This window comes from Autumnicola lenta (assembly GCF_031846515.1).
GTDB lineage: Bacteria > Bacteroidota > Bacteroidia > Flavobacteriales > Flavobacteriaceae > Autumnicola > Autumnicola lenta.
In genome coordinates, this window is sequence record NZ_JAVRHO010000009.1 from 83,566 (window position 1) to 96,201 (window position 12,636).

Consider the following 12,636-nt stretch of genomic DNA (forward strand, 5'->3'; position numbering starts at 1 on the left):
AAATTAGCACTACGCCTATAGCATAACGTTACTTTTAAAAGAAAATCTAACCTCTGGAACACTTATTCCAGAAAAAAAGTAACTGTTATGAATAACGTACAGATAGACGACGCTTATCTTGTGAGAGAATATATGCAGGGCAATGAGCAGGCTCTCTCTCAATTAATCAACCGCCACCAGCATCGCATTTATAGTTTTATTTACTCCAAAGTTTTTGATAAAGATATTGCTGAAGATGTTTTTCAGGATACCTTTATTAAGGTGATTAATACCCTAAAACGAGGAAAATACAATGAAGAAGGAAAATTTCTTCCGTGGGTAATGCGTATTGCCCATAATCTGGTGATTGATCATTTCAGGAAAAATAAAAGAATGCCTAAATTCGACAACAGCGGAGATTTTAATATATTCTCAGTTTTAAGCGATGGGGATCTTAATGTGGAAACACAAATCATTAAAGACCAGATTGAAAGTGACGTGCAGGAACTTATTAAAGAACTTCCCGAAGACCAGCTTGAAGTATTGACTATGCGAATCTATAAAGACATGAGCTTTAAGGAGATTTCCGAACGTACGGGAGTGAGTATTAATACCGCTTTGGGTCGTATGCGATATGCTTTAATCAATTTGCGGAAGATTATTGAAAAACGTAACATAATTTTAACAAATTAAAAGGCAATTTGGAGGAATCGGTTGCGTTATTATTTAGAATTAACGCAAAAGATTTTCAAATGGGGAAACTTTACTTAAAACACTCTTCGGAAGAAGGAAAATTGAAAAAATTGGCACCAAAGAAAGAGACAATAGCCTTTCTTTTAAATTACTCTAAAGCTTTAAGTGTGATAGACGGAAAAATGAGGAAGTACGAATTACTTCTGAATTAGGTAGAATTTCAAAGACCTGTTTTGAACCAACAGGTCTTTTTTTTTCTTCAGAATAGTTGCTTAATGCCGAAAATTGCCATTTCTGAAGTCTCGTTGGAGGCATCTTATTTTTTGCCTTTTTTCATATATTCTTTTAATACACTCTTTCTGCCAATTGTACTGGTGATGGGGTCTTTCTCCATATCCCAGCCTCTTGCGGGAGAAAATTGCCTGCCATACCAAATTATCTGAAGGTGCAGCTTGTTCCACAGGTCTTTGGGAAACAATCTTTTTGCATCCTTTTCTGTTTGTACCACATTTTTACCATTACTAAAATTCCAGCGATACATGAGGCGGTGAATATGTGTATCTACAGGAAACGCCGGAATACCAAATGCCTGCGACATTACCACACTTGCAGTTTTATGTCCTACTGCAGGAAGGGCTTCCAGAGCTTCAAAATCTGCAGGAACTTCTCCGTTATATTTTTCCAGAAGAATTTCTGAAAGTCCGTGTATTCCTTTGGACTTCATTGGTGATAGTCCCACGGGTTTAATGATATCTCTTATTTCTTCTATAGAAAGTTTCACCATCTTTTGTGGAGTATCGGCCACCTGGAAGAGCAGCGGCGTAATTTGATTCACTCTCACATCTGTACTCTGTGCGGAAAGTAGGACGGCAATAAGTAAAGTATAAGGATCTTTATGGTCTAACGGAATGGGAACTTCAGGATAAATTTCATTTAAAGTACGAATAACGAATTCTACCTTTTGCTGTTTGTTCATATTGTGTAATTTTAGGTAAAAATAAGAATTATGACAACATTAGAAGCCGGCGACAAAGCGCCAGATTTTTCAGTAGAAGACCAAAACGGAAATACAGTGAGATTATCAGATTTTAAAGGAAAGAAGTTAGTGCTATTTTTCTATCCTAAAGCAAGTACTCCGGGTTGTACTGCAGAAGCCTGCAATTTAAGGGACAACTGGAAACATTTTGAAAAGAAAGGCTATGCAATTTTAGGGGTGAGCGGCGATTCGAAAAAGCGTCAGCAGAACTTTAAAAATAAATATGAATTACCTTTTCCGCTTCTGGCAGATGAAGAAAAAGAAGTTATTAATGCCTACGGTGTCTGGGGTCCAAAGAAATTTATGGGAAAGGAATACGAAGGAATCCATCGTACTACTTTTATAATTGACGAAAATGGGCAAATTGAAGATGTCATCAAGAAAGTAAAAACGAAGGAGCATGCTGCTCAAATTCTATAGTAATAAATAGTCACTGATGCGCTGAACTTTTTTGGTGTATTGGTGACTCCTTTTTTATTCTAAATTTGGAATTTCAAAAAGATGAATTGGAGGAACCAGGAACCAAGAATTAAGAATCAAGAAAATTCGCTGAAAGAAAAGAGAAACAGATAGAGATAATAATGAAAAGTTTAAGCTGGTTTGGAAGTTAGTAATGGATGTGAGTTTTAGGCCGCGATAATTAACATTTCGGAGGATGATTTTTTTTACATCCTTCTCTCTTTTACTCTTTCGCTTTTTTATAAGTTAATAATTGCCATTATAGGGCGTTGCTTTTTCCTGAAAAAGGAGACAAGAAACAAGAAGCTTTGCTGAACGAGATGAGAAGAGAGAGAAAAGACCTGAAACTTGAAACTTTTTAAGCTGAGAGAACTATAACTTAGAAACAGACAAAAGTCAACCGTTTTTTAACTACAAACGATAAACAACAAACAGCTATAACCTTACTCTTCACTTCTTTTTACTGAAAGAACAGTAGCTATATCTTCACAATTTTCTATTTCGAGTTCCAGTTCACCAGAATCGGTTTCTCCGGTTACCATATAAATTTTACAGGTTTCCCTGTCTGTGTCGCTTTCGCCAAAATCGACATTCCCTTTTTCTAAAATACTTGAAACTACAGCAGTGTCTATGCTGTTATTAGAAAAGAAAGTCAGGGATTCTTCAGAGAAATTTCTCTCCTTTATTCGAATGTTTTTTAAAACGCGGGCAGTGGGTGAGTAGTCACAGGAAGCTTTTTTGCCTCCGAGGAAAAACATTAAAATGATTATTCCCAATACCAAGCCAAAACCATAATAACCTAAACGGTGTGCTAAATTCATTTCAAAAAAATATGGGCAAAAGTATTAAACTTCAGTGACAATTTACTTAAATGTATCAGGTTTAAAGTGAATATAAAGTCTAAAATGATAAGCTTCAGTTGAACATTTTCCGAAAAAATGAATAAGTACAGCAGCTAAAACTAAAAAATTAAAAGATTGATATCCCTGTAGGAAAGATCAAACCAGTCTGCTATGGATTTGTTTGTCAAAATTCCGTGGTAAAAATATAGTCCGCTTCGTAGACCTTTATCAAAACGCAGCGTGTTTTCCAGTCCGCCTTCTTCAGCAATGTGAAGTAAATAAGGCGTAAAAATATTACTTATAGAAAGGGAAGAGGTGCGTGCATAGCGGGAAGGAATATTAGGCACACAGTAGTGAATTACATTATGTTTTTCGAAAATCGGATTATCGTGAGAAGTAACTTCGCTGGTTTCTACGCAACCACCCATATCGATACTCACATCTATAACTACAGCGCCACGCTTCATGGTGGCAATCATGTCTTCAGTAATTAATACCGGTGAACGGTTTTTACCACGAACAGCACCTATTAGAACATCACAACGCTTAAGAGCTTTGCTAAGGTTTTTTGGCTGAATCGTCGAGGTGTAAAACGGACGTCCCAGGTTGGATTGAATATTTCTTAATTTGGTAAGTGAACTATCAAAAACTTTTACACTCGCACCTAGTCCCAGGGCAGATCGTGTTGCAAATTCCCCTACAGTTCCTGCGCCAAGGATTACAACCTCTATTGGTGGGACTCCGCTAATATTTCCAAACATGAGTCCGTTTCCGCGGGCATGATTACTCATTATTTCTGAAGCGATAAGGACAGAAGCTGTACCTGCAATTTCACTCAGCGCCTTTACAATAGGGTAGGAGCCGTCTTCATCCCGAATAAATTCAAAACCGAGAGCGGTGATTCGTTTTGAAGCCAGTTTCTGAAAATATTCTTTACACTGGGTTTTCAACTGAAGCGCGGAAATTAACACCGATTGAGGATTAATCATCTCCAATTCATCCATGGAAGGAGGTTCCATTTTTAAAATAGTAGAACAGGAAAAGACTTTTTTTGTATCCCTGGTGATTTCAGCACCGGCATCAGAATAGTCTTTATCACTAAACCTCGCCCATTTTCCAGCGCCAGATTCTATAAGTACTCTATGCCCGTTGGAGGTAATCGCTGCAACAGCGTCCGGACCCAGGCAAACCCGTTTTTCCTGATATGAAGTTTCTCTGGGGATACCTATAAAAAGTTCTCCCTTATTCTTGTGAATTTCGAGCATTTCTTCCTGCGGAATAAGTTGCTCTTTTGTAAAAGGCGAAACTTGCTGGGCCATACTTATAGTGTACTAGTATTATTAAGTACGACTAATTTAATAAAATAAATAAGAAGACGATTAATTATAGTTTACGGTAGTAATCTTCAAGAATGATTTCCTGGTCTTCGTTTTCATCATTTTCTACCTCTTGCTGAAAAGACTTTATTTCTCTTCGATCTCTTTCAGAAACATTAGAGAAAACGGAGATCTCAGTTTCTTCGAGCTCGCTGAGATAATCCAAACCATAAATCCTGTCGAAAATTTTGATTCGGATCAAATATACTATGCAGAGGATAGCTATAAAAAATGGAGCAAGATAAATTAAACCATTGACATCCATAAAAAAAGCACTGTTTGCATAGACATCTTGATAAAAGACTACAACCAATTGATAGAGATACATCGAAATTGGAATAAGTATTACATGATACCACCAATGCTTACAGGTAAAGAACCAAATAAAAAGGAGCATCAAAGGAGTGATTTTTCCTAAGTAGGTCCATGCTGCAGTAAGAACATCTAAATAATATTTGCTTTCATACGTAAAAATGGAATTTTCCCAAACACGAGTACTTGGGAAAATTTCATATAAATAAAAAATATAAGGTGAAAATGCTATTAATAGTGCAATAACACTACCCAGCAGCAGGAACTCTGATGAGCCTTTTGTCGACCGCTTGTGTTTTGATGACTTCTTTATCATTATTGTTATCTGTAGTTGAAGTTACAAAAAAACTTGCTCCAAAGATTGCTGCTGCGAATAATACTGCTTTGATTTTCATATTTGTAGATTTTAAAAATTTGTATTTCGTTTTTGTTTCTGATACAAACCTATAAAAAACCTAACATGCTGCCGCCAAATATTTTAGTTGTACTTTTGCAGCTTTTTTAACAGCACAAATTTCCTCGCTTTTGAAAATTTTACTTTTCAAAAGTAAGGTAAACTTCTTTTAATTTTCGTTCAGTTGTCAAAAAATATTCTCTGAACTTAAAATTATTTTTAATATGTAACTTTTTTCTTACACCCTCATTTTTCAATAATCCTGCTTTTTTCCTAATTTTTTAACACAATGTTAACATTCTTAATTCCTGAGTTTTGATCGAAATCTCCACTTTTTGATCATTTTCATCCAATAGACCACTAATTTTTTGTGGCCATTCAATAAATTTCCATGCGGGGTTGTCTAAATAATCTTCAATTCCCATATCTAAAGCTTCAGCTTCAGAGTTTATTCTGTAAAAATCAAAATGATAAATAGGTCCTTGTGGGGAGTGGTACTCATTAACCAGGGAAAAAGTGGGGCTGGAGGCAGACTCTTCTGCGCCCAGAGCTTCTACAAGAGATCGTATAAGGGTGGTTTTACCGGCACCCATCTCGCCATAAAAAAGCAAAGTTTTGCTTTTTGTATGCTTAAGGATATGACTAACGGCCATATCCATTTGGTCTAGATCGTAGGTTAACGACATTAAGTAATACAGATTTAAGGGACGATAAAGATAGAGAATTATTTATAATAAATTACATATTGCTGAATATCAGAATAATACAAATAGTCAAAATGCATTTTATCGATAAAATCAAGCTTTTTGTCGGTATTTCGTTATTTTGGAGATAAAACGATGTAAGGGATTATCATCTCTTCCAGCGAAACTCCGCCGTGCTGGTAGGTATTTCTGTAGTAGCTTACGTAGTGGTTAAAGTTATTAGGATAAGCAAAGAACAAATCTCCCTTGGCGAAAATAAATGAGCTGCTCATATTTAATGTAGGAAGATGGATACTCTTGGGATTTATAGCTTCCAAAACCTCCTTTTTTTCATAGGTAAGACTTTTTCCTGTCTTGTACCTTAAGTTAAGGCTCGTCTCTTTGTCTCCAATTACTTTAGAAGGGTGTTTTACATTGATGGTTCCGTGGTCTGTAGTGATAATTAATTTAAAACCTAGCTGCTGGGCCTGCTGAATGATCTCCAATAGCGGGGAATTTTTAAACCAGCTGTGTGTAAGGGAGCGGTAAGATTTGTCATTAGATGCTAATTCTTTTATCACTTCCATCTCAGTCTTGGAATGGGATAGCATGTCTACAAAATTGTAAACTACCACTGTAAGATCATTGTTCTTTTGGGACTTAAAATTTTCTACAAGCCTTTTTCCGGCTTTTAAACTGCTTATTTTGTGGTATCCGCAATTGTAATCCAGCCCCAGCCTTTTCATTTGCTCCTGCAGGAAATTTTCCTCGTACATATTTTTTCCGCCTTCATCGGTATCATTTTTCCAGTACTTCGGAAATAATTTTTCCATTTCACTGGGCATCAGTCCCGAGAAAATAGCGTTCCGGGCATATTGGGTGGCCGTTGGTAAAATACTGAAGTAAGGTGATTCTTTTTCCTTTTTATAAAAAGTGTTTACCACCGGCTCAAAGGCTTTCCACTGGTCGTACCTAAGGTTGTCCACTACTACAAGCAGCGTTGGTTGCTCCTTACTTAGTTCTAAGACAATTTTTCTTTTAAAAAGCGTATGCGACATCACCGGAGCTTCGGTGTCCCGATCAAACCATGAAGCGTAATTCTTATCAATAAACTTACAGAATTGGTTGTTGGCTTCCTGTTTTTGAGATTCCAAAATTTCAAACATGCTACTGTCTTCAATAGTCTCCAGCTGAAGTTCCCAATAGATAAGCCGCTGATAAAGCTCTGCCCATTCTTCATAAGAATTCACCTGTGACATATCCATCGCTATTTTCCTGAATTCCTGCTGATAATTGGATGTCGTTTTTTCAGAAATCAGCCGGGAATGGTCCAGGTTTTTCTTAATGCTCAGGAGGATCTGATTGGGATTAACAGGCTTTATAAGATAATCTGCTATTTTAGAACCTATAGCTTCTTCCATTATATACTCTTCCTCACTTTTGGTGATCATTACTATAGGAAGGTTTTCCCGTTTCTCTTTTATTTCTGAAAGAGTTTCAAGTCCCGTGAGGCCCGGCATATTTTCATCCAGAAATACAATATCAAAACTTTCTTCTTCTATTTTCTCCAGGGCTTCGGTGCCACTTTTACATGTCGTCACTTTGTAATTGCGGGATTCGAGAAAAATAATATGCGGTTTCAGTAAATCAATTTCATCATCTACCCAGAGTATTTTTATGTTATTCATTTTATTTCGATTTTATAGGCCAATACATATTTCGTGGAATACGAATGGCTTTTTGGTTGAACAGATGCCCAGTATAGGCTTCAATATGTATATTTGTTTGAATTAAAATATAAAGCTTGGCTTCACAAAACAAACTCAAAATATTAAACGATCCAATTTACGGATTTATTACCGTTCCCAGTCAGCAGATTTTTGACATTATCGAGCATCCATACTTTCAAAGACTGCGCAGAATTTCACAGATGGGACTGTCTTACCTCGTATATCCGGGAGCTAATCACACCAGGTTTCACCATGCTTTGGGTTGCCTGCATTTAATGCAAAAAGCAGTGTATATCCTTAATTATAAAGGTGTTGAGATTTCTTCGGAAGAAGAGGAAGCTCTTTACATAGCCATCTTATTACATGATATTGGCCATGGTCCATTCTCTCATGCGATGGAACATAGTATAGTAGAAGGAGTGGATCATGAATGTATTTCCCTTCTTTTTATGGAGGAGCTTAATAAAAACTTTAACCAGGATTTAACGCTCGCTATCAAGATGTTTAAGGGAAGTTACCACCGCCGGTTTATGAATCAGTTAATTTCCAGTCAGATGGATATGGACCGGCTGGATTATCTTAAAAGAGATAGTTTTTATACCGGTGCTGCCGAAGGTAATATAAATAGTGAACGTCTTATTACGATGCTTAATGTGGTAAATGATGAACTTGTTATCGAGGAGAAAGGAATTTATTCCGTAGAAAAATTTCTGGTTGCCCGAAGGCTCATGTATTGGCAGGTTTATCTTCACAAAACCAGCCTTGTGGCAGAGCAGTTACTTATACGCGTTCTAAGGCGCGCAAAGGAATTAATAGATGAAGGAAAAACAATTAAATCCAGTACTGCTTTAAGTTATTTCCTTTATAACAAAGTGCGAAAAGAGGATTTTAATGCTGAAATTTTGGAGATCTTTTCACGTCTCGACGACTATGATATTATTAGCGCCATGAAAGAATGGCTGGATTGTGATGATTTTGTTTTGAGTAATTTGTGTCGCATGATTATTAACCGCGAACTACTGAAGGTTAAAATTAAAAGAAAGAAACCAGATGCATTAAAGATGCAAAAGCACAGGAAAAAGCTTCAGGAAAAACATCATATTTCAGAAAAAGAAGCTGATTATTTCGTTTTTAGCGGAGAAATTACCAACCTTGCTTATAAGAAAGAAAATAACACGATAAACATTCTGCATAAAAATGGCAAGATCAGCGATGTCATTAAAGTTTCAGATCAACTCAATTTAAAAGCACTTTCTAAAACTGTAGTGAAATATTATATCTGTTATCCTAAGTCCAAACATTGAAGCATTTTTTTTACTTTTGCCAGAATGAAGTTTACAGCATCACAAATAGCGGAAATTCTGGAAGGTGAAGTCGTGGGGAATCCCGAGGCTGAAGTTTCAGAATTGGCAAAAATAGAAGAAGGCTCTGAGGGTTCTCTTACTTTTCTGAGTAATCCTAAATATACTTCCTATATATATAAGACAAATGCTTCCATTACTATTGTAAACAAAGGGTTTGAAGTAGAGCAGCCGGTTAATACCACCCTTATTAAAGTAAAGGATGCCTATAAAGCATTTTCTACCCTTTTGGAATATTACAATAAAATCAAATTAAACAAAAGCGGAATTGAACAGCCAAGTTTTGTTGCAGAAAATGTTCAGTATGGTGAAGAGCTCTACCTGGGCGCTTTCTCTTATATCGGTGAAAATGTAAGAATTGGGAACAATGTCAAAATTTATCCCAACGTCTATATTGGCGATAATGTGAAAATTGGAAATGACGTTACGCTCTTTGCAGGAGTAAAAATATATTCGGAAACGCTTATTGGTAACGATGTTGTTATACACGGCGGCGCAATTATAGGTGCAGATGGCTTCGGTTTTAGTCCGGATGAAGGTGGAGTATATGCAAAGGTACCTCAAATTGGCAATGTTGTTATTGAAGATAATGTAGATATTGGTGCGGCAACGACGATTGACAGAGCGACACTGGGATCTACCATTTTAAGAAAAGGTGTAAAATTGGATAACCAGATTCAAATAGCCCACAATGTCGAAATTGGCCAAAATACGGCTATCGCTGCCCAGACAGGGATTGCAGGCTCTACCAAAATAGGTAAGAATTGCCTTATTGGCGGACAGGTTGGAATTTCGGGTCACCTCACTATTGGAGACAGGGTGAAAATCCAGGCTCAGTCAGGTGTTGGACGAAATATTCAGGATGACGAAATGCTGCAGGGTTCTCCTGCCTTGACTTATAGTAATTATAACAAATCTTATATACATTTTAAGAATCTATCCAAAACTGTAGATAAACTTAACCAACTGGAAAAAAAATTAAACAATAATGGCTGAAAAAGTGTCAAAACAAAAGACCATTGAAAATGAAGTCTCGCTAAATGGAGTGGGCCTTCATACAGGGCAGGAGGTGATTTTAACTTTTAAACCCGCTCCCGAAAATACAGGCTTTGTTTTTAAGAGGGTTGATGTGGAAGGTAGTCCTGTTATTGAAGCAGATGTTACTTATGTCGTGAATACCCAGAGAGGTACGAACCTTGAAAAAAACGGTGTGAGCATTCAAACTTCAGAACATGTTTTGGCAGCCTGCGTGGGACTTGATATCGATAACCTCCTTATTGAACTAAACGCTTCAGAACCTCCTATTATGGACGGTTCGTCAAAGTTTTTTGTAGAAGCTCTGGAAAGGGCAGGAATTGTTGAGCAGGATGAAGAAAGGGTTGAATATGTTGTAAATGAGGTGATTTGTTATCAGGATGAGGATTCCGGGAGCGAACTCATTGTTATGCCTGCAGATGAGTACCAGGTAACTACCATGGTAGATTTTGGAACAAAAGTACTAGGCACTCAAAATGCTTCTATCTCCAGCATTAGTGAATTTAAAGATGAAATTTCCAATGCACGGACTTTTAGTTTTTTACATGAACTGGAAACGTTGCTACAACACGGATTAATAAAAGGTGGCGATTTAAATAATGCCATTGTTTATGTAGACAAAGAAATTGGAGAAGATACGCTTCAGAAGTTAAGAGAAGTCTTTAAGAGAGATAAAATTGCTGTAAAACCTAATGGAATTCTTGATAATCTTACGTTGCATTATCCAAATGAAGCAGCCAGGCACAAGTTGCTGGATGTTCTGGGAGATTTGGCGCTGGTTGGGACAAAAATCCGTGGAAAAGTAATAGCCAACAAGCCCGGCCATTTTGTAAATACTCAGTTCGCCAGGAAACTGGCGAAGAAGATTAAGGAGGAAAGAAGGAATAAAGTTCCTAAAATAGATCCTGACCAGAAGGCTCTTATGGATGTTAATGACATCATGGATACTTTACCGCACCGGCCTCCGTTCTTATTGGTAGATAAAATTTACGAGCTCACTGAGACTTCTGTGATTGGTATGAAGAACGTGACGATGAATGAACCATTCTTTGTAGGTCATTTCCCTGGGAAACCGGTTATGCCGGGTGTGCTTCAGGTAGAAGCCATGGCACAAACAGGAGGGATTCTGGCATTAAAGTCCGTGCCCGATCCTGAAAATTATCTGACGTATTTCATGAAGATCGATAATGTGCGTTTTAAGCAGCAGGTTGTTCCGGGAGATACACTTATCTTTAAATTGGAACTTTTGGCGCCTATCCGTCGCGGGATTTGTCAGATGCAGGGTTATGCTTACGTCAACGGTAAAATTGCCACAGAAGCTATTCTAATGGCACAAATTGTAAAAACAAAATAATATTATGAACCAACCTTTAGCATACGTCCATCCGGGAGCTAAAATTGCCAAAAACGTGGTCATAGAACCTTTTACAACCATCCATAACAATGTTGTGATTGGGGAAGGAACCTGGATTGGTTCGAATGTAACTATAATGGAAGGCGCCCGAATTGGGAAGAATTGTAATATCTTTCCGGGGGCTGTTATTTCGGCTATTCCGCAGGATAAAAAGTTTAATGATGAAGATACGGTAACTGAAATTGGTGATCACACTACCATAAGAGAGTGTGTGACCATTAATCGGGGTACATCCGACAGGATGAAGACTGTAATTGGAAAAAATTGCTGGATCATGGCCTATTGCCACATTGCGCACGATTGTATTGTAGGCGATAATTGCATTTTTTCGAACAATAGTACTCTTGCAGGCCACATTAACGTGGGCGAATATGTGATCCTGGCAGGAATGACGGCAATTCAGCAGTTTTGCAGCATTGGTAATCATGCCTTTGTTACCGGCGGATCGCTGGTGAGAAAAGATGTGCCACCTTTTGTAAAAGCAGGAAGGGAACCTTTAGCTTTTGTCGGCATCAATTCTATCGGGTTAAGAAGAAGAGGTTTTACCACAGAAAAAATCAGAGAAGTTCAGGATATATATAGAATCCTCTACCAGAAGAATTACAACAACACCCAGGCAGTCGCTATAATCGAAGCAGAAATGCAGGCAAGCGCAGAGCGGGATGAAATATTGGAATTTATTAAAAACTCACAACGAGGTATCATGAAAGGATACTTCAGTTCAAATTAATTATAAAAGATAATGGCAAGTACTAGTGATATCAGAAAGGGATTGTGCATTCGATATAATCATGATATTTTTAAAATAATAGAATTTTTGCATGTAAAACCGGGTAAAGGGCCTGCTTTTGTTCGTACAAAATTAAAAAGCGTCACCACTGGTAAAGTAATAGACAATACTTTTTCTGCAGGACATAAAATTGAAGATGTTAGGGTGGAAACTCACAAATATCAATTTCTTTATCAGGATGGGGAATTCTATCATTTTATGCATGTAGAGGATTACACCCAAATTAGGTTAACAGAGAATGCACTCGATATGCCGCAGCTTTTAAAAGAAGGCGAAGTGCTTACTGTTCTCATTAATACTGAAGATAATGCGCCGCTCTCTACAGAGATGCCTGCAAGTGTTGTTTTGGAAGTTACTCACACAGAACCTGGTCTTAAAGGAAATACTGCTACAAATGCAACTAAACCTGCCACTTTAGAAACCGGGGCTGAGGTAAATGTTCCTTTATTTATAAATGAAGGGGACAAAGTTAAAGTAGAAACTGAAAAAGGTACGTATAAAGAACGTATGAAGGAGTAGGTTTTTTAAGTGA

General features: G+C 37.3%; 15 protein-coding genes. 8 read left to right on the top strand and 7 right to left on the bottom strand.

Annotated elements, in window-relative coordinates; all coding sequences use genetic code 11:
* Positions 1 to 87: 87 nt before the first annotated feature.
* Both RM545_RS07990 and RM545_RS07995 read left to right on the top strand, forming a co-directional pair.
* Positions 88 to 672, top strand: coding sequence for an RNA polymerase sigma factor (locus tag RM545_RS07990; RefSeq protein ID WP_311494795.1), 585 nt, complete (start codon positions 88 to 90; stop codon positions 670 to 672).
* A gap of 59 nt (positions 673 to 731) precedes the next feature.
* Positions 732 to 884 carry a hypothetical protein gene (locus RM545_RS07995; RefSeq protein ID WP_311494796.1) on the top strand — a complete coding sequence of 51 codons (153 nt, stop codon included), beginning with the start codon at positions 732 to 734 and terminating at the stop codon, positions 882 to 884.
* Between the two features lie 104 nt (positions 885 to 988).
* Here RM545_RS07995 and nth read toward each other — a convergent pair whose 3' ends face one another.
* The gene (nth, locus tag RM545_RS08000; protein ID WP_311494797.1) at positions 989 to 1,648 is read right to left on the bottom strand and encodes an endonuclease III; all 660 of its coding nucleotides are present in this window, start codon (positions 1,646 to 1,648) and stop codon (positions 989 to 991) included.
* A gap of 30 nt (positions 1,649 to 1,678) precedes the next feature.
* Here nth and bcp point away from each other — a divergent pair, with 30 nt between their 5' ends.
* Entirely contained in the window at positions 1,679 to 2,128 is a 450-nt protein-coding gene (gene bcp, locus RM545_RS08005; protein ID WP_311494798.1) for a thioredoxin-dependent thiol peroxidase, read from the top strand.
* 482 nt (positions 2,129 to 2,610) lie between these two features.
* Here the strand turns inward: bcp and RM545_RS08010 are convergent, their stop codons facing one another.
* The 6 genes from RM545_RS08010 to porX all read right to left on the bottom strand — a co-directional run bounded on the left by RM545_RS08010 (position 2,611) and on the right by porX (position 7,462).
* Complete coding sequence (locus tag RM545_RS08010; protein WP_311494799.1) at positions 2,611 to 2,988, bottom strand: hypothetical protein; 378 nt, start codon at positions 2,986 to 2,988, stop codon at positions 2,611 to 2,613.
* A gap of 140 nt (positions 2,989 to 3,128) precedes the next feature.
* Positions 3,129 to 4,328, bottom strand: coding sequence for an alanine dehydrogenase (locus tag RM545_RS08015; protein ID WP_311494800.1), 1,200 nt, complete (start codon positions 4,326 to 4,328; stop codon positions 3,129 to 3,131).
* 64 nt (positions 4,329 to 4,392) lie between these two features.
* Positions 4,393 to 4,782, bottom strand: coding sequence for a hypothetical protein (locus RM545_RS08020; RefSeq protein ID WP_311494801.1), 390 nt, complete (start codon positions 4,780 to 4,782; stop codon positions 4,393 to 4,395).
* A gap of 163 nt (positions 4,783 to 4,945) precedes the next feature.
* Complete coding sequence (locus RM545_RS08025; RefSeq protein WP_311494802.1) at positions 4,946 to 5,092, bottom strand: hypothetical protein; 147 nt, start codon at positions 5,090 to 5,092, stop codon at positions 4,946 to 4,948.
* Between the two features lie 280 nt (positions 5,093 to 5,372).
* Positions 5,373 to 5,777 carry a tRNA (adenosine(37)-N6)-threonylcarbamoyltransferase complex ATPase subunit type 1 TsaE gene (tsaE, locus tag RM545_RS08030; protein ID WP_311494803.1) on the bottom strand — a complete coding sequence of 135 codons (405 nt, stop codon included), beginning with the start codon at positions 5,775 to 5,777 and terminating at the stop codon, positions 5,373 to 5,375.
* A 134-nt stretch (positions 5,778 to 5,911) separates the two neighbouring features.
* The gene (gene porX, locus RM545_RS08035) at positions 5,912 to 7,462 is read right to left on the bottom strand and encodes a T9SS response regulator signal transducer PorX (protein WP_311494804.1); all 1,551 of its coding nucleotides are present in this window, start codon (positions 7,460 to 7,462) and stop codon (positions 5,912 to 5,914) included.
* A gap of 116 nt (positions 7,463 to 7,578) precedes the next feature.
* On the opposite strand from porX, the gene RM545_RS08040 reads away from it, so the two are divergent.
* From RM545_RS08040 to efp, 5 genes are read left to right on the top strand one after another with little or no spacing between them, the layout of a single operon-like run.
* Positions 7,579 to 8,808, top strand: a complete 1,230-nt coding sequence (locus RM545_RS08040) for an HD domain-containing protein (RefSeq protein WP_311494805.1) — start codon at positions 7,579 to 7,581, stop codon at positions 8,806 to 8,808.
* A gap of 24 nt (positions 8,809 to 8,832) precedes the next feature.
* Positions 8,833 to 9,861, top strand: a complete 1,029-nt coding sequence (gene lpxD, locus RM545_RS08045) for a UDP-3-O-(3-hydroxymyristoyl)glucosamine N-acyltransferase (protein ID WP_311494806.1) — start codon at positions 8,833 to 8,835, stop codon at positions 9,859 to 9,861.
* Positions 9,854 to 11,254, top strand: coding sequence for a bifunctional UDP-3-O-[3-hydroxymyristoyl] N-acetylglucosamine deacetylase/3-hydroxyacyl-ACP dehydratase (locus RM545_RS08050; RefSeq protein ID WP_311494807.1), 1,401 nt, complete (start codon positions 9,854 to 9,856; stop codon positions 11,252 to 11,254). The genes lpxD and RM545_RS08050 overlap by 8 nt, the downstream gene beginning before the upstream one ends.
* Positions 11,255 to 11,258: 4 nt before the next feature.
* On the top strand, positions 11,259 to 12,044 hold the full coding sequence (gene lpxA, locus RM545_RS08055; RefSeq protein WP_311494808.1) for an acyl-ACP--UDP-N-acetylglucosamine O-acyltransferase: 786 nt from the start codon (positions 11,259 to 11,261) through the stop codon (positions 12,042 to 12,044).
* Between the two features lie 12 nt (positions 12,045 to 12,056).
* Positions 12,057 to 12,623: an elongation factor P gene (gene efp, locus RM545_RS08060; protein ID WP_311494809.1), complete on the top strand. Its 567-nt coding sequence runs from the start codon at positions 12,057 to 12,059 to the stop codon at positions 12,621 to 12,623.
* The last annotated feature ends 13 nt before the right edge of the window (positions 12,624 to 12,636 follow it).

Coding starts and splice junctions, on each gene's coding strand:
- bcp (WP_311494798.1), top strand. CDS start 1,679: ATGACAACATTAGAAGCCGGCGACAAAGCGCCAGATTTTTCAGTAGAA.
- efp (WP_311494809.1), top strand. CDS start 12,057: ATGGCAAGTACTAGTGATATCAGAAAGGGATTGTGCATTCGATATAAT.
- RM545_RS08050 (WP_311494807.1), top strand. CDS start 9,854: ATGGCTGAAAAAGTGTCAAAACAAAAGACCATTGAAAATGAAGTCTCG.
- lpxD (WP_311494806.1), top strand. CDS start 8,833: ATGAAGTTTACAGCATCACAAATAGCGGAAATTCTGGAAGGTGAAGTC.
- RM545_RS08025 (WP_311494802.1), bottom strand. CDS start 5,092: ATGAAAATCAAAGCAGTATTATTCGCAGCAGCAATCTTTGGAGCAAGT.
- RM545_RS07990 (WP_311494795.1), top strand. CDS start 88: ATGAATAACGTACAGATAGACGACGCTTATCTTGTGAGAGAATATATG.
- RM545_RS08020 (WP_311494801.1), bottom strand. CDS start 4,782: ATGCTCCTTTTTATTTGGTTCTTTACCTGTAAGCATTGGTGGTATCAT.
- nth (WP_311494797.1), bottom strand. CDS start 1,648: ATGAACAAACAGCAAAAGGTAGAATTCGTTATTCGTACTTTAAATGAA.
- porX (WP_311494804.1), bottom strand. CDS start 7,462: ATGAATAACATAAAAATACTCTGGGTAGATGATGAAATTGATTTACTG.
- RM545_RS08010 (WP_311494799.1), bottom strand. CDS start 2,988: ATGAATTTAGCACACCGTTTAGGTTATTATGGTTTTGGCTTGGTATTG.
- tsaE (WP_311494803.1), bottom strand. CDS start 5,777: ATGTCGTTAACCTACGATCTAGACCAAATGGATATGGCCGTTAGTCAT.
- lpxA (WP_311494808.1), top strand. CDS start 11,259: ATGAACCAACCTTTAGCATACGTCCATCCGGGAGCTAAAATTGCCAAA.
- RM545_RS08015 (WP_311494800.1), bottom strand. CDS start 4,328: ATGGCCCAGCAAGTTTCGCCTTTTACAAAAGAGCAACTTATTCCGCAG.
- RM545_RS07995 (WP_311494796.1), top strand. CDS start 732: ATGGGGAAACTTTACTTAAAACACTCTTCGGAAGAAGGAAAATTGAAA.